The following is a 20610-nucleotide window of genomic DNA, read 5'->3' as shown; positions in this document are numbered from 1 at the left end:
CTTTCGTGCTCTGTTAGCAGGCTTTGACAAGGGCCAGTTCGTCCCATTCGGTGGGGTACCGCGGGGACAGGGCCTGGCGTTTCATTCCCCAGTCCGGCGGTTGGACCATCCCGGCGATGCCAAGCCCGATGGACGATTTGCCGTACTTGTCCATCACAGCTCCGAGGAGCTCCCCGATGCGCTTTTCCTCATGCGCGGTGGCAAAAGCAGGCAGCTGAGGGGCCGCGCCGGCCGGTGAGAGGTCAGTAAGCATCACCCCGGTCCGGGCGTACGGAACGCCATCAACCTGCCAGCCCTCCAGCGCCTCTGTGGCGGCCTTTGTGAGGATCACGGGGTCGACGGGGGCGCCGGGAGTTTCACAGCCGCAGAGGGGAACGGGGCGGCGTTCGGGTTGAAGTGGGAAGTGCCGGCGAAGCAGGTCATGAGCTTGGCCTGCTGGTGGTCCTTGGCAAGCCGGATCCCCGCCTGCTTGGCGTAGATGGCCATAACCTCGTGCATCCTGGCCGCGCTTGTCGCGACGTAATGCGCGATTCGGGTGGCGTCCAGCCGCCGGGCTACGTGCTCGACGTCGGCGGGGACGCTGCGGGGAACGGGACGGTGATGGAGGCGAACGCCGCGGGCAGTCATCGAGGAGCTGCTCCGTACCTAGATCGGTCGCTGCCCGCTGGCGCCAACCGGCCACCTGCTTTCAGCTACCACTCAGTAAGTGGTCTTAGTGTTGATGCCGTCGCGGATCGACTGGGGTCCGCGGCGGTACGAAGCACGACGAAACGAATAGAAGGACATTCAGTAATGAAGTCATCAATTCCGTCAATGAAAACCCGCATCGGCGTCGGCGCTGCCGCAATCCTGGCCGCCGGCGGAATGGTCTCGATGGGCGTTGGAGCCGCAACCGCGTCGCCCACCGCATCAACAAGCTCAACCGCTTCCCCGTCCCACTCGGCGAAGGCGTGGTCGAAGGACTCGGCTCACGGCGAGGGCGTGCACGGTGGTCTGGGACTCTTCCTGAACCTCAACGCGGACAGCCCCCAAGCCGTCGGTGACCGCGCCGCCAAGGCAGCCGCGGCAATCGTGAACCACCCGCAGCTATTTAACAAGCTGCCTGCCGCCCTGCAGGCAGACATCACCACCCTCAAGGACGCCGCCCCGGCTGACCGGGTGGCTGACGCCTTCAAGATCAAGACCACCGCCCTCTCCGGCGGCTACGGCGCCGAGATCCAGCAGCGTGCCCAGAAAGCCGTCAACGGCGAGGCCGGAGAGTCCGGCAAGGCGGAGTCCGGCGAAACCGGTGTGCGGCAGGAGCTGCGGACCGCGTTGACCTCCGACCACCCGGGTGCTGCGCTCCAGAAGGTCGCCGACCAACTGATTGGCCATCCGGACCTGTTCGCCAAGCTGCCCGCGAACCTTCAGGCTGACCTGACCAGCCTGAAGAACGCCGCTCCGGCAGACCTGGATGCCCAGGCGAACAAGATCAAGGACACCGCCCTGAATGGCGGCTACGGCGCTCAGGTCCAGAAATTGGTCCAGTCGCTCGTCAACAAGGCTGAAGCGGCACCGGCCGTATAAAAGAAACATCCGCATACGGCTCAGGCCGGGCAACCCCACCGGTTGCCCGGCCTTTGTCGTGCCTGGGGCTAAGGACTTATGCGTCTGGCCGCTGGTGGCCACCCTCCGCTCTGCGTCGGCGGAGTTCTTTCCAAGCCAGGCCGAATTGAAGGAGCACTGCCAATCCCATGAGAGTCACAGCTCCTACGCTGCGATGCCCGCGCCACTGGCGTCCGCCCCCAAGTCAGCTCGCCACCCTAGAGAATGGTTGCATCTTCGGGGGCATCCAGTGGCGGGTGCCGGCGACCGCTACACCCGGGAAACCCTTACAAATAGTGGAGCTAAGGAGATTCGAACTCCTGACCTCTTCGATGCGAACGAAGCGCTCTACCAACTGAGCTATAGCCCCGGAAGTACCGCGGCCTGCGGGGTGCTTCCCCGCCGGCGCGGAACCAGTGTCCCTAGGCTACAAATTTTCCGGGCCCAACGCCAATTGACGCGCACGGGGGCAGCGGAGCGGGACCAGGGCGCTCCCGGCGTCCTACGCGCGGCGGCGCTGGAGGACGTCGTCGAGGTTGCTGAGGGCGCTTTGTGCCTTGGAGAGCTGCTGCGCTTCCGCCGCGGCTGCCGCCTCCGCAGCCGGAGCCGTGGAAGCGCCCTGCTTCAGTGAGGGCTTACCAACCGCTTTGGGCGCTTCCGGGAGCTCAAGCGGCTGGGGCTCGGGTCGTTCCGCCTTCGGGGCCTCCACGTAAATGGGCTTGGGGACCTCCACGGGCTCCCAGGGGGTGCTGGCGGGAGGGGCGGGCGTGGATGTGGCTGCGGTGGTGTCGCCGGCAGCTATGGCGACGGCGAGGGCGGCTTCGCGAAGCTCCACGGCGGTCAGCGGCTTGACAGCGTGCTCGCCTGCCTCGGCGTCGAAAAGCGGCCTTTCGGGCCGGGCCGGTGCCGCTTCAGGCTTCGCAGGAATGATTTCGACGGCTTCCGGACGGCGTGCCGGCGCGCTCATGGCGGAGCGGAAGGCGGCGTTCACCTTCGCCCTCCGGTCCCGGACAGCGAGCCAGCGCAGCAGTGCCACCGACGCGACGGTCAGCAGGGCGCAGGTGAGCGGAAGGGCGGGCGATCCGATCCCGAAGGGAAGCAGTACCCCCGAGATGAAGGCGGTGACCAGGGACAGCAGTCCCACGAGGGCCAGGGCAGTCCGGCCGTAGCGGATGCGGAACGGTGCCGCAGGTGGGGTGCTGGCAGTGCCGGCAACGGATGCTGCACTCTTCCTGGGTTCCATGGCTTTCTCCTGCTGGGCGGCGACGTTCAGGACCAGGCCGGCGCGCGGGTCCGGCCTCTCATCGGCGGGGGCGTCTGCCATGAAGTCGCCGGCGGCCTGGAATTGGTGCCTGCGGTTCCGGAGGACGTAAGGGGCAACCCAAACAATCCAGAGCGCGACGGCAACCACAAGGATCACTGAGCTGCTAAGGGGGAAGTCCACACTCAAAACCGTATGAGCATCATGCCTGCTCAGGCCGCATTAGCTGCGGTGTGTCGTGCCCTCTCCGGCAAACGGTTGGATTTATGTCCGGCGCGACGCCAGCCAGGGACCCAGCAGGCCTTCCGGGACCTCTTCCGAGGTGAGGGCGAACGAACGGTGGTCAGCCCATTTGCCGTTGATGTGCAGGAAGCGGGGGCGGTATCCCTCGTCCCGGAAACCCAGCTTTTCCACCACCCGCAGGCTGGGGCCGTTCTCGGGCCGGATGTTGATTTCCATCCGGTGCAGGCCAAGCGCCCGGAAGCAGTGGTCCGTTACCAGCGCCACGGACGTGGGGGCTATCCCCCGCCCGGCGCAGGATTGGTCCACCCAGTACCCCAAGGTGGCCATCATGGCCGAACCCCAGACGATTGAAGACACCGTCAGCTGGCCCACGATCGCCGGATTCCTGAGGCCCGGCTTCCACTCGGTAATGAGGAACGGCAGCGCCGTAGCCTGTGCCGCCTGCATATTGAGCGAGCGGACCATGTGCCGGTAATCAGGAAGTCCGCCGGCAGGGTCCGGATTGGAAGCCTCCCATGGCGCCAGCCACTCACTGTTCCGCGACCGTACTTCAGTCCACTCTTTTTTGTCGCGGTACCGGATGGGCCGCAGGACCAGGTCACCGCACTCGAGGGTGACCGGCCAGACAGGACCAAGACGCATGGCGCTACCGGGAGAGGCCGGCGGTGAACCCCGGCAGCCATTCCCGCAGGCCCGGACCAAGGTCTTCGCTGTCGATTGCCAGCTGGACACAGGCCTTGAGGTAGCTGAGCTTGTCACCGGTATCGTAACGGCGGCCCCTGAACACCACGCCGTACACGCCGTGCCCCTCGGCGTCACCGGAGGCCAGTTCCTGAAGGGCATCCGTCAGTTGGATTTCGCCGCCGCGGCCCGGCTCCGTGTGCTCAAGGACGCCGAACACGGCGGGGTGCAGGACATAGCGGCCGATCAGTGCCAGGTTGGACGGGGCTTCCTCGGGTGAGGGCTTTTCGACAAGCCGGTTGACGCGGACGTAGTCTTCGCCATCGATTTCCTGGACGTCGGCGCAGCCATAGGCGCTGATCTGGGATGGTTCCACTTCAATCAGGGCGACGACGGACCCTCCGGTTTTCGCCTGAACATCGATCATGATGCTGAGCAGTTCGTCGCGGGCATCGATGAGGTCATCGCCCAGCAGGACGGCGAAGGCTTCATCGCCCACATGCTGCTTGGCCCGGAGCACGGCATGCCCCAGCCCGTGCGGATCACCCTGCCGGACGTAGTGGATGTCACCCAGTTGGCTAGCTGCCTGGATGGACGCAAGTTTTTCGGTATCCCCTTTGTCCTCAAGGGTCGATTCGAGGGACGGCACCCTGTCAAAGTGGTCTTCGAGGGCCCGCTTGTTGCGGCCGGTAATCATCAGCAGGTCGTTGAGCCCCACGTGGACGGCTTCCTCCACCACATACTGGATGGCAGGCTTGTCCACGACGGGAAGCATCTCCTTGGGCATCGCCTTGGTGGCGGGCAGGAACCTGGTGCCCAGGCCGGCTGCGGGAATGACGGCTTTGCGGACTCTGGGTTTACTGGTGTTCACCGGACTAATCTAACGTCAGCGTCAAGTATTTCAGTAACCACCGGGACGGCGGGCCGGCACGGGGTCCGAGGTTGCGGAACGCCGGGCGATGCAGGGAGGACAACATGCTTCAAGAGACGAACGCCGTCAAGGACGATATCCGGGCGATCCACCGACGACGGCGGGCGGGCCTTACGCCGGAGCAGTTGGAAGCTGCGGGCCTGGCGCTGGCCACCCACGGGGACGCCTGGGCGGGATCGGTCACGGAAGGACACCCTGGAATAGCCTGTGTATACCTTGGCGTGGGCCAGGAACCGCCCACCCTGCCGCTGATTCACGCCCTGCATCGCAGCGGCCACAAGGTCCTGCTTCCGGTGTGCGAAGCCGCCAGGGAGTTGAGCTGGGTGTTCTGGACCCCGGACACCGGCTTCGAACGCAGCAAATACGCCCCCATCCTGGAACCCGCCGGGCACCGGCACGGGCCCGAAACTGCCGGCGGCGCAGCAGTGCTTTTCATTCCGGCCACAGCCGTTGACCTTTCCGGCAACCGGATTGGCCAGGGCGGCGGATACTACGACAAGTTCCTGGGCCACCTTGCCACCGCCGGGAAGGAAATCCCGCTTGCCGCTGTTATCTACGACGATGAATTGCTGCCCGCCGGCCGGATCCCGGCAGAAGAGTTCGACCGCCCGGTCCAGGGCGTCCTTGCTCCCTCCGGGTACCGGCTGCTGGACGGCGGCGCGTGAGCACGGGCGTGCCGGGCGCAGTGATAGAATTAGCACTCAGGCCCTGCGACTGCTAACGGTTTACCACCGGGCAGCACGGGACCTCTCGTTTGCCCAAGAGGAGGAGCACCAGTGCCAACATATGCTTACGCCTGCAAGGATTGCGGCCACGCCTTCGACATCGTCCAGTCGTTCTCGGACAGCAGCCTGACGTCCTGCCCCGAATGCCAGGGCACGTTGCGCAAGAAGTTCAACAGCGTCGGCGTTGTCTTCAAAGGCTCGGGTTTCTATCGCACGGACTCCCGCGATTCCAAGGGCAGCTCCGTCTCCCCTGCACCCGCCGCGGCTCCAGCCGCACCCGCTGCTGCCCCCGCAGCTCCCGCAGCCGCTGCAAACTAAACCGACACAGTATTCACGACGACGGCCGGCGCGTTCCAGCGTCCGGCCGCTTTTGTCCACATAGCCGCCGTCCGGGCTCCCTTGGGCCTTTGCCCGCCATTAGCGTGGGCGCATGCCCATACTTCCCCGCCGTCGCCGCACCGGCCCCCGTACCCCACCAGCACCGCCGGCATCGGCCGCCGCCCCGGGAGCCGCCCCCTGCCTGCCCGTGTCGCGGGCTGGTTGAGCCGCAACCGCCGGCTCGCCGCCGCACTGCTGTTGTGCGCAGCTGCCGCCATCACCGTCCAGCAGCTCACTCCTGCCCCGCTTTCCACTGCCACCGCCCTGGCCGCCGCCCGGGACCTCCCCGCCGGAACCACCGTGACGGAAGCGGACGTGAACCGTGTCCAGGTGCCGCCAGGCATGGTGGCCGATGGCTTCCTCAAGGATGACGCCGCCGCGGCAGGCAAGCAGCTCGCCGCGCCGATGCGGAAGGGCCAGCTCCTCACCGATGCCCAGCTGGTGGGTCCCGGGCTCTTGGCGGGCACTCCACCCGGTTCAGCAGCCGTTCCACTCCGGATGGCGGATGCCTCGTCCATTCAGCTGGTCTCCCCCGGCCAGCTGGTCAACGTGGTGCTCACATCTGCCAACGGGTTCGACCAGCAGGGCTCCTCCGAGGTTCTGGCGTCAGCCGTCCCCGTACTGTGGACTTCCAACAAGGGCGGCCAGAGCGGACAATGGCTGGGCACCACGGAGACGGATGGACTGATCGTGGTGGCAGCCACCGCCGAACAATCATCGCGCCTGGCCGGAGCCTCGACGCAGGGCAGGTTGTTTTTCGTCCTGGTCGGCCCGCCGTGACCTCCGGACGGTCAGCCCCAGTGCGGCGGCTTCTGTTCCTTCAGCCAGGTATCGTGGTCGTCTTCACGGTCACCCCAGCTGCGGGCGTCGTCTTCCGCGGCCTTACTCGGGAGGATCTCTTCGGTGCCGCCCACAGCCGCCGGGGACCCCTGAGCAGGTGCGGCCTGGTCCGCGGACCCGGCCCCGTCAGGTGCTTTTTCCGTCCGACCGTTCTTGTTCTCGTCCTGGCGCATGTCTTCCTCGCGGCCGTCATCCTCGAGCCTGTCTTCTGCAGGCCTTTCTTCCTCGGTCATGGAACCCGTCTCCTGGTCGCCACCGTCGCCGTGCCGGCCCGCCCCCGAAGGCCTGGGCAGGTACGGGACTCCGGTGGACGTCGCGGCGCCAATTCCATTGAGCGCCTGGTCAACGTCGTCGTCAAGGAAACCCACAGGCTGGCTGTTCCTGCCCGGCAGCACCATCTTTTCCAGGCCGAGGTAGCCGGCAATGCGGTCCGCGCAGGAGGAGGGGTCCGTGAACACCTCGATGGTCCACAGCGGCATGTACCGCCAGCCCAGGCGTTCCAGCAGTTGCGGGCGGAGCCTGCTGCGTTCACGCACGCTCATGGTGCGGTACTGCGCAGTGCCGTCGGACTCAATGGCTACCGGCCGTGGAATGTCCGAATCATCCTGGCCCATGGTGTTCAAGGGGTCGGCAGCTGCAACCACGTCAATGGCGCCATCGTATTGGTGCCAGACCCTTGCGCCGCGGGCACGCAACCGGTCACCCAGGTCCGCCACCAACGGGTCCGCGCCAAGTGCCTGTTCGCTGGCCGCAGCGCGGGACGCCGGGGTACCAAGATCGGTGTTGCCGGCAATTTCCCGGTCCAGGAGCATATAGAGGTCCACCGCACCATGGGCGAGCCGGGTGTGGTCCAGGTCCTCGGGCCGGAAGCAGGTAAGCACATGCAGGGAACGGCGCGCCCGGGTCATGGCCAGGGCGAATTTCTCCCGGCCACCTTCGGCGGACAGCGGCCCGAAGTTGTGGAGCGCCCGGCCGTGCGGAGTCCGCCCGAATCCTGGCGAGAAAATGACGTGGTCGCGGACCAGTCCCTGGGCGCGTTCCAGGTCCACCACGCGGAAGGACTCCGGGCCGGCGCCGAAGAACCCGGCCAGGCCCGGCTGGTTGGACAGCTGGAGCCTGATGGACTCGCCGATCCTTGCCGCGTGCCGAAGGCTGGCCGTGACCACCGCGAGGGAGGTCCGCGGACGCAGGCGGGCGTGCTCGAACACCAGCTCCACTACCCGGTTGACCTCTGCAACCACGGACTCCACGCCCTCGTGATCGGCACTGGGAAGGCCGGTGCCGTCGGGCAGGTACTCCACCAGCAGGGACCGGTCCAGCCCCGTGGCCGACTGGCCTTCCGGCAGCCGGCGGAGGCTGCCGTCGTAAAAGTTCTTGCTGAGCTGCAGGACCAGGTCCTCGTCCACTGCGCGGTACACCACGTTGAGCCGCCACACCGGCAGCACTGCAGAAAGCGCGGTGAAGGCGCTTTCAACGCGGTGGTGGGCCGACTCCCCGGGTGCCAGCCGCTCCACCCCCACGGTGAACGTCCGGGGCGTGGCGATGCGCGGGTCGCCGAAGGCAATCACCTGGCGGGCCCGGGCGATCGACGGCAGGACAGCCTGCAGCGACGTGGCCTCCGCATCGAGGATGACGACGGCATCAAAATGCTGTTCAGCCGGAAGCAGGCCCGTCATCAGGTACGGGCTGACCGACCAGACCGGAACCAGAGCGCCGATCAGCTCAGGTGCCTGCGCGGTGAGGGACGGCAGGGAAACACGACCGTCCTTGAGCAGGCTGCGCAGGAGGTCTGCCTGGCGCGGCTGGGCAGCGATGGCCGTGCGCCACCGCTCCGCGAGGTCCCACCGCAGGCGGGCGGCGCCGCTGGCAATATGCGCGTTGTCCGCCAGGCGGTACTCCGCTTCCAGCTGCCGCAGGGCTTCGCCGTCGGACATGGCCAGGTAGTCGTCGCCACTGATCATTGCCTCCAGCGCGGACTGCCACCACGCCAGTTCCAGCTCGGCGGCAACGGATCCTTCCGGGACTTCCCTTTCGGCGAGGTCGGCCAGGAGTTCGCCCAGGCCGTGTTCGCGCATGTTCTCCACGAGGAGTGTGCGTTCGGGCAGGGTCTTGAGCGTATCGGTGTCGGCCACCAGCCGTTCCAGGCGGTCCATCAGTTGCGCGTAGGGAACGGTGGACAGGGCCCCGCCGTCCTCGGTGTACCGCAGGGCCTCGCCCAACTGTGCCAATTCCTGGTCCAGGGACCGGTACATGGCGTTCATTTCGGCCAGGCCCGAAGGAACGGCGGGATGGCGCTGGGTGGTGGCATAGCCCGCCCACAGGGCACGCTGTTCCTGGACCAGCACCAGGGACGAGTGCAGGTCAGCGATATGGACGCCCGGCCGCACGTATTCCTTGGCCACCCGGCGCAGCCTGGAGCGCTGCATGGCGGTCAGCTCGATGCCCCGCTCACGCCGCCACGCGGACGGCGCGGTGGCGGAGATTAGGTCCGTCACCGGACGGTCGAAGATGTCCGGCGTGAATTTGTCGAGGCTTCCGCGGACGGCCACCAGCAGTTCCAGCTGCTCGCCCCACTCCGCGAAGGATTCGCCCAGGCGGATTTCGGCATGCTCAGCGACGGCGTCCATGCGGTTGCGGAGGGCGGGCAGGTTTTTGGCAACTGAACGGACCAGGTCCTGGGCTTCCTCGGTTTCCTTGCGGGTCAGCAGCCGGGCGCCGTGCCAGGGGCTGGTGGTGGCAGCCTTGCTGAAGCTGCCCAGTTCGGCGGCGCGGCGGAGCCTGCCTGCCAGTTCCCCACGGTCGCGGATGCTGTCCAGGGCGCTTCGCTTGAGCCGGACGGTAGTGGCAGGCGCGGGGTGGATGGAGGTGAGCTCGGCGAGGGACTGCATGGCCTGGTACGGCGAGCAGCCCCACCTTTCGCGGACGTTGTGAAGCGACGCCACGTGGTCCATCAGCGCGTGCCGGTGCTCGGTCAGGGTGTTGTGGAGGTTCCCGAGCTGCGGTTCCAAAGACTTTTCGTTGCGGACGATCGCCCGGACCAGTTGGCCCTTCAGCTGCTGGGCGGTGACGTTCCCGGTGAGCTGGAACAGGATGGACTCCAGCCCCAACGACTCCAGGTGTCCCGAAACCTCATTGAGGCTGGCACGGCGGTCGCCCACCACCAGCACTGTCTTGCCGGCATCCACCAGGGCGCCAATGGTGTTGATGGCGGTCTGGGTCTGGCCCGTGCCCGGGGGGCTGCTGACCACCAGGGAGTCCCCGGCCCGGGCAGCGTCCACCACGTACTGCTGGTCCGTGTCGGCATCCAGCAGCAGCAACTCGTCCTTGGGGTGCCTGTTGTCCAGGTGCGGGAAGCGGGACGGGTCCGGCTCCTGCACGTCCACCACTTCGCCTCCGGCGGCTGTGGCCAGCGCGGAGACGATGGGGTGGGAATCGTTGATCCAGGGGTCGTCGAGGTTGCCGGAAAGGTCCGCAAAGGTGGAGACCAGCAGGTTGTGCTGGGTTTCAGCGCCGTGGATGGGCCGGATCAGGGTGGCCAGCCGGTCCAGGACGGGCTGGGGGTCGTACCGGGCGGTGCTGTAGGCCAGGCGGGTCACGGCGTTGACGTCAAACACGATTCCGTGGATGTTTTTCAGGTGCCGCACCAGGGCGGGGTTGATGTGCGCCTGTTCGGTAAGCTGCAGCTCGAAGTCGTCCTCCCCCGGCCGCACCGTGAGGGAGATGGCGGTCAGCATGACCGGTGCTGATACGCGCTGGGGTTTGCCCCCGACGGCGGATGTCCACACCACGGTGCCTGCGGACAGGTATCCGGCGTCGATGCCGCGGTCGTTTGCGAGCTCGAAGATCTTTGACCGGATGTTGCGTGATGCCCTGGCGGCCACTACATACTGCTGCCGGTCACGGATCAGGGTGGACAGGCGTGTGCGGCGCCCGGCCATGAGCTGGGCAAGCCCGGAAGGGTGTGCCGAGGTGAGGTCGATGGAACCTTCCGGCGTCTTGGTGAAGCGCAGCATCGTGTCCGCGCCGGTGACGGGTTTGAGCCCGGACAGCCATTTGCGAAGCTCTTCCGAGCCTTCCGGGTGGCCTTGACCAACTGACACTTCTGCCTTCTTTTCTGCGTTTGCACGTGACGCCCTGGACCATACCGGCATAGATTCGAGAGTAGCCGCTTCGGCGCCGGACTTGAGCGACCGCAACACTGGGGCACGGGAAATTGCGGAGGAATTCGCTGGGAAAAAGCAGTGGCCGGCCCCCGCTGGCGGAGGCCGGCCACTTCAGGATGCTACTCCCACTCGATGGTTCCCGGCGGCTTGCTGGTGACGTCCAGCACCACCCGGTTGACGCCGTCCACCTCGTTGGTGATCCGGCTGGAAATCCGGGCCAGCAGGTCGTAGGGCAGGCGCGACCAGTCGGCCGTCATTGCGTCTTCCGAGGACACGGGGCGGAGCACGATGGGGTGGCCGTAGGTGCGGCCGTCGCCCATGACGCCGACGCTGCGGACATCCGCCAGCAGGACCACGGGCATCTGCCATACCTCGTTATCCAGTCCTGCCGCGGTCAGCTCGGCACGCGCAATGGCGTCCGCTTTGCGCAGCAGGTCCAGCCGCTCCTTGGTGATGTCGCCGACTATCCGGATGCCCAGGCCGGGGCCGGGGAACGGCTGGCGGCCAACGATTTCCTGCGGCAGGCCCAGTTGGGCGCCCACGGCACGGACCTCGTCCTTGAACAGGGCGCGCAGCGGCTCAACGAGCTCGAACTGCAGGTCCTCGGGCAGACCGCCCACATTGTGGTGGCTCTTGATGTTCGCTGCGCCTTCGCCGCCGCCGGATTCGACGACGTCCGGGTACAGGGTGCCCTGGACCAGGAACTTGATCTTCTCGCCGTGGGCTGCGGCCTCGGCGATGATGGCCAGTTCGGCTTCTTCGAAGGCGCGGATGAACTCCCGGCCGATGATCTTGCGCTTGGTTTCCGGGTCGCTGACACCGGCCAGGGCCGAAAGGAAACGTTCCTGTTCGTTGGCGACGTACAGCTTGACACCGGTGGCGGCAACGAAGTCGCGCTCAACCTGCTCCGCTTCGCCTTCGCGCAGCAGCCCGTGGTCCACGAACACGCAGGTAAGCTGGTCGCCCACCGCCCGCTGGACCAAGGCAGCGGCCACTGCGGAATCCACGCCGCCGGAGAGGCCGCAGATGACCCGGGCGTCCCCTACCTGCTGGCGGATGCGCTCCACCTGTTCTTCCAGGATGTTGCCGGTGGTCCAGTTGGGCTCCAGCTTGGCGCCCTTGAACAGGAAGTTTTCCAGTACCTGCTGGCCGTACGCGGAGTGCTTGACCTCGGGGTGCCACTGCACACCGAAGAGGCCCTTCTCCTCGTTGGCGAAGGCCGCAACCTCGGCACCCGCCGTCGTGGCGAGGACATCGAATCCTGCCGGGGCCTCGTGCACGGAGTCGCCGTGGCTCATCCAGGTCTTCTGGTGCTGGGGCATGCCCTCAAGCACCGAGCGGCCGTCACCGAGGATGGTGGTCTCCGTGGATCCGTACTCCCGCAGGCCGGTCTTGTCCACCTTGCCGCCCAGGGCGTTGGCCATGGCCTGGAACCCGTAGCAGATGCCAAAGACGGGGACGCCGGCTTCGAAAAGGTCGGCACCCACGCTGGGGGCGCCGTCGGCATATACGCTGGAGGGGCCACCGGACAGGATGATGGCGGCGGGGTTCTTGGCCAGGAGCTGCTCGGTGGAGTAAGTATGCGGAACCACTTCCGAATACACATTCGCTTCCCTGACGCGGCGGGCAATCAACTGCGCGTACTGGGCACCGTAATCAACAACCAGCACCGGCTTCTGGGAAGTCTGGGATGCAGTGGGAATAGTCACCGTAACAGCCTACTTTGCGCCCTTGCACCGGCGCACCTTGAGACGCCGCGCTGTGACGCAGCAGACGTTCGACGCCGGGTGGCGGCCCCCGCGCGCCAGGCCCGGCGCACGTGTCTGGACCGGGTTCAGTAGCGCTGCGGAGCCTGCGGGTTGGCGGCCAGTTCGGCCTCCACCTCGGCGTGGAACTTCTTCTCGACGATGAAGGACAGGAACGGCACCACGCCGCCAAGCGCAAGCAGGACCAGTTTGGGGAACGGCCAGCGCATGAGGGACCACAGCCGGAAGTTGGAGATCAGGTACACCACATACATCCAGCCGTGCACGATGAGTACCGTGACAGAGACGTTCACCCCGTTGAGCACACCCGGGGGCTCGGCGTCGGTGAAGCCGAAACCGAACGGCTGGCCGGTGACGGCGTTGGTGCCGCCGGCGAACAGGTACTGCCCGAAGCCGTACCGGGCCACCAGTTCGGCACACAGCAGGAGCAGCATGGTGCCGGTGAGGTAGGCCATAACCTTATAGAACTTCAAGGCAGACCTGATCTGCGCCTCGGTACCGCCGAAACGGCGCTTCTTCGCGGATGTCTTGCCGCCGGAGGCCTGCGGCGAGGGGGTGGCCGGTTTCGGATCAATCATGGCTGTACCTTCTGCTGGTGCTGGTCAGGCTGCTGGTGCTGGTCAGCCTGCTGTGGAAGCTGGTGCGTTTCGTGCTGCCCGGGCGCCGCCGGGTCTTCGGCCTCGTCGAGTGCCTCCTCGAGGTCGCGGTGGAAGTCGTCCTTGACCATCCGCCACCAGATAAAGAAGGCGAAGCCGGCGAAAACGACCCATTCGATGGAGTAGAAGAGGTTCAGCCAGTTGATGTGCTGTCCTGCCGGCTGCGGCCCGATGTTCAGGGGCAGGAGGTTGCCCGGCGCTGCAGCGGCGCTGACGTCCTGGCCACCCACCACCTCTGCGGTGGCCGACACGAAGCCGGGATAGCTGCTCACCTCCCAGTCATTGATGAGCTCCGCCACGGAGACGGCCGAGGCCTCCCCCGGTTTGGGTGCCTTCCCGGCCACCGGCGCTTCGGACGGCAGCAGCCGTCCGGTTAGTTCGACAAGGCCCGATGGCGGTGCTGCCGCGTCCCCGGGTTCCGCCACCCAGCCGCGTGCCACCGGGATCCATGTCTGCGGTGAGGTGCCTGCCCCGGTCAGGGCGGGAGCGCCGTTGACGGCAAAGGCTGAAACAACCCAGTAGCCGCTCCGTCCGTCATGGAGCCTGCCGGGCACCAGGACTTGCTTGTCTGGACTGTATGTCCCCTGGGCGGTGACCATCTGGTCCGCGACGCTGCCGTGAAAGAACTCACCCGGCTGGAGGGTGCTGGTGAGCGGCTGGACCTGTTCAGTGCCCGGGTTGACCGGCACCTCGGGCTGCGTGGAGCGGCCGAACTGCCACTGGCTCAGCAGCACGAAGACCCCGGAAAGAGCGATCGCGAAGATAAAGCCTGCGATCCATCGGGGCTTAAGGGCAGTTTTCCACACGTCTTAACCGTACTTCGTACTTCTGTAGAACAACTAAACGCCAAGGCCCCCGGACGCGGAGCCGGGGCCGGGAAATGTGCCTAGTGGTCAAAGAACACCAGGCTGGAATTGATGAGCTCGGCGATCACTTCAGCGTCATACGCACGCCGCAGGGACTCCCGGAAGGACTCCTTGGAGAGGGACCGTGCCAGGGTGGCCAGGACCTCCAGGTGGTCGGAGAAAGAACTGGCCGGGGTGGCAATGAGGAGGATCACCGTGGCGGGGCCGTCGGCGGCGCCAAAGTCCAGCGCGTGGCCGTACTTGGTGATACCGACGGCGATGGAGGTTTGGGAGACGAATTCGCTGCGGGCGTGCGGCAGTCCTATGCCTCCGGGGAGGCCCGTGGCCAGTTGGTGCTCCCGGGCATTGACGTTCTTAAGGAACCCGTCGAGATCCGAGATTCGCCCGGCGGCGTGGAGCCGCTCTGCCAGTTGGTTGGTGGCGTCGGTTTTGTCCTTCGCCTCCATTTCCAGGATTACCATGTCGGCGGTGGTCAGGTGGGCGTCATACGGGTCCAGTGGTTCCGCCAAGGCGTGTCCCTTCGGTCAGCAGTGGGGCGAACGGCTCCTCAACGCAAGGGCACGATATCTTCCGCGCCCAGGCGGGCGGCGTCTGCGGATTCGTCGTCCGGCTGTTGCTGGCTAAGGCGTTCGGCCTCCACCCGGGCCAGGTAGTGGCGGACTTCGTTTTCGCGCTGCGCCTCGCTCCAGCCAAGGACGTCTCCCATCAGTTTAGCGACAACCGGGGCAGCAGACACGCCGCGGTCCCACGCTTCAATGGAGATCCTTGTACGCCGGGTAAGCACGTCCTGCACATGCCGGGCACCTTCATGGCTGGCGGCGTAGACGGCTTCGGCCTGCAGGTAGTCGTCGGCGCCCGGCAGTGGCTCCGCCAGTTCCGGGTTCTGCGCAATGATGGCCAATACCTCCGGAGTCATGGACCCGTACCTGTTGAGCAGGTGCTCGATCCGCGCCACATGGACTCCGGATTCCTCCGCTGTGCGGTTCCGGCGGTTCCAGGCGGCACGGAAACCGCTGGCTCCCAGCAGCGGAATGGTCTCGGTGCAGCTGGGCGGGACCCGTTCGTCCATGGTGCGGGTAGCCTCGTCCACTGCGTCCTTGGCCATCACCCGGTAGGTGGTCCACTTTCCGCCTGCCACCACCACCAGGCCGGGAACAGGGTGCGCCACCACGTGCTCGCGGGAAAGCTTGGCGGTGGAGTCGTTTTCACCAGCCAGCAGCGGACGCAGGCCCGCATAAACCCCTTCCACGTCTTCCCGGGTAAGGGGACGCTTCAGCACCTTGTTGACGTGCTCCAGGACGTAGTCGATGTCCTTGCTGGAAGCGGCGGGATGGGCCTTGTCCAGGTGCCAGTCGGTGTCCGTAGTGCCGATGATCCAGTGCCGTCCCCAAGGAATGACGAACAGCACCGATTTCTCGGTGCGCAAAATCAGGCCCACCGTGGACTGGAAGCGGTCGCGTGGAACCACCAGGTGGATGCCCTTGGAAGCGCGGACCTTCAACTGGCCCCGGTCAGTCACCATGGCCTGGGTTTCGTCGGTCCAGACGCCGGTGGCGTTGATAACCTGCTTGGCGCGGATGTTGAACTGCGTCCCGTCCTCGCGGTTTTCCACCTTGGCTCCAACTACCCGCTCCCCCTCGCGCAGGAAGTCAACCACCTTCATCTGGTTCACGGCGTGGGCGCCGTAGTGGGCAGCAGTGCGGACCAGGTTCGCCACGTACTTCGCATCGTCCACCTGGCCGTCGTAATACCGGATGGACCCCACGAAGGCGTCATTCTTTAGGCTGGGGGCGGCACGCAGAGTGCCACGCCTGCTCAGGTGCTTGTGGAACGGGACGCCGCGGCTATGGCCGGCGGAGACTGACATCGCGTCGTACAGGGCGATGCCGGCGCCCACGTAGGGACGCTCGATAAACGGCTTGGTGAGCGGGTACAGGAACGGCACGGGCCTGGCCAGGTGCGGGGCAATCTCGGAAAGCAGCAGGCCGCGTTCCTGCAGGGCTTCCTTGACCAGGGCGAAGTCCAGCATTTCCAGGTAGCGCAGGCCACCGTGGATCAGCTTGGAAGACCGGGAGGACGTGCCCGCGGCCCAGTCGCTTGCCTCGACAATGCCGACACTCAACCCGCGCGTCACGGCGTCAAGCGCGGCTCCCGCGCCAACGATGCCACCGCCCACGATGAGGATGTCCAGCTCCTGGCCGGGTTCCGTGGTGGCACGCAACCGCTCGATGGATGATTCCCGGGCTTCCGGGCCAAGGACTCCGCCGTTTGCAGGAACACTCTTCATTGAACGCCTCCAGTGCCTCTAGTGCCGGTAGTAAACCCACACTACTTGCTAGTGGCGTGCTTTGGGCAGGGCGGGTGGCCACCCTGCCCTGCCACGCCTGCGGAGCGTCAGTTCCCTGCGTAAGGCGACACAACGACGTCGACCCGCTGGAATTCCTTCAGGTCCGAATATCCGGTGGTAGCCATGGAGCGGCGCAGCGCGCCGATGAGGTTGGACGTGCCGTTGGTGTGGTGGCCGGGCCCAAAGAGGACCTCCTCCAGCGGGCCCACGGTGCCCACGTTGGCGCGGTCGCCGCGCGGCAGTTCCAGGTGGTGTGCTTCCTGGCCCCAGTGCCACCCGTTGCCCGGTGCTTCCTCTGCCCGGGCCAGGGCGCTGCCCAGCATGACGGCGTCGGCACCCATGGCGATCGCCTTGACGATGTCACCCGAGGTGCCCATGCCGCCGTCGGCGATGACGTGCACATAGCGGCCGCCAGACTCGTCCATGTAGTCGCGGCGGGCGGCAGCGACGTCCGAGATGGCGGAGGCCATGGGCGAGTGGATGCCCAGCGCGCGGCGCGTGGTGGTGGTTGCACCGCCGCCGAAACCCACCAGCACGCCGGCGGCACCGGTGCGCATGAGGTGCAGCGCCGGGGTGTAGCCGGCTGCTCCACCCACGATGACGGGGACGTCGAGTTCGTAGATGAACTGCTTGAGGTTCAGCGGTTCGTGGTCCTTGGAAACGTGCTCGGCGGACACGGTGGTGCCGCGGATGACGAAGATGTCGACGCCGGCCGCCACCACCGTCTTGTAATGTTCCTGGGTGCGCTGCGGGGTCAGGGACCCGGCAACGGTGACGCCCGCCCCGCGGATCTCCGCCAGGCGGGAGGTGATGAGTTCGGGCTGGATGGGCGCCTTGTACAGCTCCTGCATCCGGCCGGTAACGGCGGGGCTGTTCGTCTGGTCCTGCAGCTCCGCGATCTCGTCGAGGATGGGCTGCGGATCCTCGTACCGGGTCCAGAGGCCTTCCAGGTCAAGCACGCCAAGGCCGCCCAGCTTGCCCAGCGCGATTGCCGTGGCCGGGGACATGGCCGAGTCCATCGGCGCAGCGATCACCGGCATGTCGAACTGGTAGGCGTCGATCTGCCAGGAGACGGAGACGTCCTTGGGGTCGCGGGTGCGACGGTTGGGGACGATTGCAATGTCATCCAGGGAGTAGGCACGACGCCCACGCTTGCCACGGCCGATCTCGATCTCGTAAGTCACTGCTCTAGGTTATCCCAGCGGCCATGTCATGCAGGGCCGGGACCGGAATGGGCGCTCCGCCCTCCGAACGTTGCCGTGGGGATGTGTCACCATCGCCGCCACCTGCGCAGTCACGTACTTTGGCAGGTGGACAGAAAAGGCGGCGGGCCGCCGTTGGAGCAGCGCGAAGGTGTCCTTATCGGGAGTTGCCCTGGGCGGGGTCCTGGCCATGTACCTGCCCTCGGCCACGGCAAAGGGCATCGGCGAGGCAACAACCTTGGTGGGAGCTTTCGTGCTTATCCTGTTCCTCCTGGTCACATGCATCGTGGTCCCATCCACGGTCATAGGCCGGGCAAGGGAATTCAGGCGGCGCGTCCGCACCGATCCCGCCCTTCGCAAAGCTCTTGAGGAGGACCCGGCCGCCTGGTGGGACCCCTACGGCAACGCCGCTTACGGGCCACTTTATGGCGCACGCTTCCCGCTACAGTGGCTTGATGGGCAGCCGCTGGACGTTTGACGGGCACATTGCCGGGATTGGCACCGCCTCCGGCCTGCGCGCCGTGGTTGGCATTTGGCAGGACACCCCCTTTGGGTCGTTCGCCGATGCCATGGTGCAGCTACCTTCCGGGCACCGCCTGCTGTTGGCGCCGACCCGCGAAGTCGCGGGTTTTATCTCAGCCACATACAGCTTTGACGAGGTAAAAATCGTGGACGTTTCCGCTGCGGTCACGGGACACACGTTGACGGTCGACGCCGGCCCGCTGGCCGTCCGGGCTGTCACCGGTGCCAGGACCTTGCTGGGAACAGCGCTGCGTGCAGTGCCCCGTCGCCTTGCAGTCCATCCCCGCTGGCTCGCCGCGGTCAACCCGGTGGCCGCCCTCGCGGCACCCGGTGCCCGCACCTATGGAACTGCCGGCAGTGGAAGGGCGGAGTTCTACGGGGTGACCGACCTGCACCACGTGACCTCCGCCGTCGTCAGCTGGGAAGGCGCCGACGCCGGAGTGCTGGCTCCCATCCATCCGGCCGTCACGTTCGGCTTCAGCAGCGTCCCGCCCCGGCCCAGCCTTGCGCGGGTCCGCACCACGGTGGTGCAGGCCTAAGTCCCCGTCGGTTCCTCCACCGTCAACTGGGACTCGAACATCCGGAAGTACCTGCCGCGAAGGGCCACCAACTCCTTGTGCGTACCCTGTTCGACGATTCTTCCCTCCTCCAGCATGTACACCACGTCGGCCTTTTCGATGGTGGCGAGCCGGTGGCTGATGGCGATGATGGTGCTGCTCCGGTCCGCGAAGAGTCGTGTAAAGATCCTGTGCTCGGCGAGGGCATCGATAGCCGACGTGGGCTCGTCCATCACCATGAAGGACGCGTCGCGGTAGAAATTCCTGGCCATGGCAAGACGCTGCCACTGGCCGCCGGAGAGGCCACTGCCTTTCCGGCCGCGGGGGTCCTCCATCCAGTTGCTGACGTGGTTGTCCAGGCCATTGGGGAGTTTGCTGATGAACTCCAGTGCTTCCGCATCGGCGGCTGAACGCGGGATCCGTTCGTCGTCGCGCGGACTGTCCACGTCGCCGAAATAGATGTTCTCGGCCGCCGTGGCGAACTCGTATTTGAGGAACTCCTGGCTGAGCACGGCCAGGTGCCGGTGCCAGGAGGTGACGTCGACGGCGGCGAGGTCCACGCCGTCGAGCAACACCTGCCCGGAGTCGGGACGGTAGAGGCCGGCGAGGATACGGATCAGCGTCGACTTGCCGGCGCCGTTCTCCCCCACGATGGCGATGTGCTGGCCGCGGCGGATGCTGAGGCTGATGCCCCGGATCACCTCGATGTCGCTTCCGGTGTACGTGAAGCGGATGTCCTTCAGTTCAACTTCCTGTGGAGCCTGCAATAAGGGCGGTGCATGTTCTGAGTGAACCGGCATGCCCATGAAGAGCTCGTAATCCGTCAGATTGGCGAGGTCTTCGTCAATGGAACTCAAGGAAGACACCAGGTTGTTGGCCGTCGACAAAGCGCGGCTGACGATCTGCTGGACATAGAGGAACTGGCCCACGGGCTGGGCCCGGGCGATGACCTGGCCCACCACCCAGATCAGCGAGACCACCTCGGCACCGTATTGCAGGGCGTCTGCGGCCAATTGCCTGGGGATGTAGCGCCGCTGGTAATCGAGTCGCCGCCGCTCGTCCGCGTCCCGGAGGCGGGAACGAAGGCCCATGAGGAAGCCGACAATCCCGTAGAGCCGCATCTCGGCGATGTGCTGTGGCCGCAGCAGGTTGGTCTCTATCATTCGGCGTTGGCGTCGCGAGTCCACCTGGGTGTTCCAATGCGCAATCTGTTCACGGGAGAGCTTGAACTGCAGGTACACACTCGGCACGATGGCCACCAGCACGATGACCGCGATCCACCAGCTGACCAGCAGCAGGGCGCCGATGGCCAGGATGACAGAAACCATCTGCGTGAAGATGGCCGCGATCCGGTCCAGGACGCGTGCATACGAATCCGAGAACCGCTTGGCGCGGTCGTAGAGGTCCACCGTTTCCTTGTCGTCGTAGCGCCAGAACTCGAGGGCCAGGAAGCGGTCGTACATCTGGTCGCCTACGATGGCGCCCACCCTGAAGCTCATCAGCTGCTGGATGTACCGGTCAACGCTGTTGAAGGCGCCCCAAAAGAGGCCCAGGGCGGCAGTGACGACGACGTAGACGATTGCACGGCGCCCCGCTCCGGCGTCGCCCGCATAGGCTGCGGCCAGCGCTGTGGTGGTGAGGGACGCAAAGTAGGTGGTGACCAGTGGAAGGACAGCCGAAATCAGTGAGCCGAGCACCTTCATGATCACGGCGCCCGGGGAGGCGCGGAAACTAACCCGCAGGACCTGGGCCACGGCACGGGCATAGGGCCGAAGAGTAAGGCGCCGCTGGGGTTCCCGCTTTGGGCTCAGTTCCGCCGGATGGCGCGGTTGGGACATGGAATCAGCCTAGTGCCGGACGGGCCTGAGGAGGCGGGCCAAGTACTGCG

At 66.2% G+C, this 20610-nt stretch carries 19 protein-coding genes and 1 tRNA gene; 6 read left to right on the top strand and 14 right to left on the bottom strand.

The window, feature by feature from the left end; translation table 11 throughout:
• Positions 1 to 13: 13 nt before the first annotated feature.
• Together J7I84_RS21940 and J7I84_RS21645 are read right to left on the bottom strand one after the other, a co-directional pair.
• Positions 14 to 331, bottom strand: coding sequence for a DUF4113 domain-containing protein (locus tag J7I84_RS21940; protein WP_311381166.1), 318 nt, complete (start codon positions 329 to 331; stop codon positions 14 to 16).
• Complete coding sequence (locus J7I84_RS21645; RefSeq protein ID WP_251046804.1) at positions 328 to 627, bottom strand: hypothetical protein; 300 nt, start codon at positions 625 to 627, stop codon at positions 328 to 330. The genes J7I84_RS21940 and J7I84_RS21645 overlap by 4 nt, the downstream gene beginning before the upstream one ends.
• A 186-nt stretch (positions 628 to 813) precedes the next feature.
• On the opposite strand from J7I84_RS21645, the gene J7I84_RS18465 reads away from it, so the two are divergent.
• A complete protein-coding gene (locus J7I84_RS18465; RefSeq protein ID WP_214945983.1) occupies positions 814 to 1566 on the top strand; it encodes a hypothetical protein in 753 nt (250 codons plus the stop codon).
• A 315-nt stretch (positions 1567 to 1881) separates the two neighbouring features.
• Here the strand turns inward: J7I84_RS18465 and J7I84_RS18460 are convergent.
• The 4 genes from J7I84_RS18460 to galU all read right to left on the bottom strand — a co-directional run bounded on the left by J7I84_RS18460 (position 1882) and on the right by galU (position 4640).
• Positions 1882 to 1954: transfer RNA gene (locus tag J7I84_RS18460), tRNA-Ala, on the bottom strand.
• Between the two features lie 132 nt (positions 1955 to 2086).
• A complete protein-coding gene (locus J7I84_RS18455) occupies positions 2087 to 3004 on the bottom strand; it encodes a hypothetical protein (protein WP_214946039.1) in 918 nt (305 codons plus the stop codon).
• A 105-nt stretch (positions 3005 to 3109) separates the two neighbouring features.
• The gene (locus tag J7I84_RS18450) at positions 3110 to 3730 is read right to left on the bottom strand and encodes a GNAT family N-acetyltransferase (RefSeq protein WP_214945982.1); all 621 of its coding nucleotides are present in this window, start codon (positions 3728 to 3730) and stop codon (positions 3110 to 3112) included.
• A gap of 4 nt (positions 3731 to 3734) precedes the next feature.
• The gene (galU, locus tag J7I84_RS18445; RefSeq protein WP_214945981.1) at positions 3735 to 4640 is read right to left on the bottom strand and encodes a UTP--glucose-1-phosphate uridylyltransferase GalU; all 906 of its coding nucleotides are present in this window, start codon (positions 4638 to 4640) and stop codon (positions 3735 to 3737) included.
• 104 nt (positions 4641 to 4744) lie between these two features.
• On the opposite strand from galU, the gene J7I84_RS18440 reads away from it, so the two are divergent.
• The 3 genes from J7I84_RS18440 (at position 4745) to J7I84_RS18430 (ending at position 6583) form a co-directional block, all read left to right on the top strand.
• Positions 4745 to 5365, top strand: a complete 621-nt coding sequence (locus tag J7I84_RS18440) for a 5-formyltetrahydrofolate cyclo-ligase (RefSeq protein ID WP_214945980.1) — start codon at positions 4745 to 4747, stop codon at positions 5363 to 5365.
• Between the two features lie 111 nt (positions 5366 to 5476).
• Positions 5477 to 5743 carry an FmdB family zinc ribbon protein gene (locus tag J7I84_RS18435; RefSeq protein ID WP_214945979.1) on the top strand — a complete coding sequence of 89 codons (267 nt, stop codon included), beginning with the start codon at positions 5477 to 5479 and terminating at the stop codon, positions 5741 to 5743.
• Positions 5744 to 5965: 222 nt separating this feature from the next.
• Positions 5966 to 6583: an RcpC/CpaB family pilus assembly protein gene (locus J7I84_RS18430; protein ID WP_251046802.1), complete on the top strand. Its 618-nt coding sequence runs from the start codon at positions 5966 to 5968 to the stop codon at positions 6581 to 6583.
• 11 nt (positions 6584 to 6594) lie between these two features.
• Here the strand turns inward: J7I84_RS18430 and J7I84_RS18425 are convergent, their stop codons facing one another.
• The 7 genes from J7I84_RS18425 to J7I84_RS18395 all read right to left on the bottom strand — a co-directional run bounded on the left by J7I84_RS18425 (position 6595) and on the right by J7I84_RS18395 (position 17625).
• On the bottom strand, positions 6595 to 10794 hold the full coding sequence (locus J7I84_RS18425; RefSeq protein ID WP_214945978.1) for a DUF4011 domain-containing protein: 4200 nt from the start codon (positions 10792 to 10794) through the stop codon (positions 6595 to 6597).
• Between the two features lie 131 nt (positions 10795 to 10925).
• Complete coding sequence (gene guaA / locus J7I84_RS18420) at positions 10926 to 12515, bottom strand: glutamine-hydrolyzing GMP synthase (RefSeq protein WP_214945977.1); 1590 nt, start codon at positions 12513 to 12515, stop codon at positions 10926 to 10928.
• Between the two features lie 125 nt (positions 12516 to 12640).
• Entirely contained in the window at positions 12641 to 13150 is a 510-nt protein-coding gene (locus J7I84_RS18415; RefSeq protein ID WP_214945976.1) for a DUF3817 domain-containing protein, read from the bottom strand.
• Positions 13147 to 14034, bottom strand: a complete 888-nt coding sequence (locus tag J7I84_RS18410; RefSeq protein WP_214945975.1) for an SURF1 family protein — start codon at positions 14032 to 14034, stop codon at positions 13147 to 13149. The genes J7I84_RS18415 and J7I84_RS18410 overlap by 4 nt, the downstream gene beginning before the upstream one ends.
• A gap of 80 nt (positions 14035 to 14114) precedes the next feature.
• Complete coding sequence (locus J7I84_RS18405; protein ID WP_159631436.1) at positions 14115 to 14603, bottom strand: PTS sugar transporter subunit IIA; 489 nt, start codon at positions 14601 to 14603, stop codon at positions 14115 to 14117.
• A gap of 38 nt (positions 14604 to 14641) precedes the next feature.
• Positions 14642 to 16381 carry a glycerol-3-phosphate dehydrogenase/oxidase gene (locus tag J7I84_RS18400; RefSeq protein ID WP_214945974.1) on the bottom strand — a complete coding sequence of 580 codons (1740 nt, stop codon included), beginning with the start codon at positions 16379 to 16381 and terminating at the stop codon, positions 14642 to 14644.
• Between the two features lie 107 nt (positions 16382 to 16488).
• Complete coding sequence (locus tag J7I84_RS18395; RefSeq protein ID WP_214945973.1) at positions 16489 to 17625, bottom strand: GuaB3 family IMP dehydrogenase-related protein; 1137 nt, start codon at positions 17623 to 17625, stop codon at positions 16489 to 16491.
• A gap of 169 nt (positions 17626 to 17794) precedes the next feature.
• On the opposite strand from J7I84_RS18395, the gene J7I84_RS18390 reads away from it, so the two are divergent.
• Positions 17795 to 18121 (top strand): hypothetical protein, encoded by a 327-nt coding sequence (locus J7I84_RS18390; RefSeq protein WP_214945972.1) that lies wholly within the window; start codon positions 17795 to 17797, stop codon positions 18119 to 18121.
• Entirely contained in the window at positions 18099 to 18704 is a 606-nt protein-coding gene (locus tag J7I84_RS18385) for a hypothetical protein (protein WP_214945971.1), read from the top strand. The genes J7I84_RS18390 and J7I84_RS18385 overlap by 23 nt, the downstream gene beginning before the upstream one ends.
• On the opposite strand, the gene J7I84_RS18380 is transcribed toward J7I84_RS18385, so the two are convergent.
• Positions 18701 to 20560 carry an ABC transporter ATP-binding protein gene (locus J7I84_RS18380; protein WP_214945970.1) on the bottom strand — a complete coding sequence of 620 codons (1860 nt, stop codon included), beginning with the start codon at positions 20558 to 20560 and terminating at the stop codon, positions 18701 to 18703. The two genes, J7I84_RS18385 and J7I84_RS18380, sit on opposite strands and share 4 nt — an antisense overlap.
• Positions 20561 to 20610: the final 50 nt, after the last annotated feature.

Origin of the sequence: Arthrobacter sp. ISL-85, assembly GCF_018613675.1 — a bacterium.
Classification (GTDB): Bacteria; Actinomycetota; Actinomycetes; order Actinomycetales; family Micrococcaceae; genus Arthrobacter.
The sequence above is the reverse complement of the archived record's forward strand: the minus strand, read 5'-3'. Positions and strand labels throughout refer to the sequence as shown.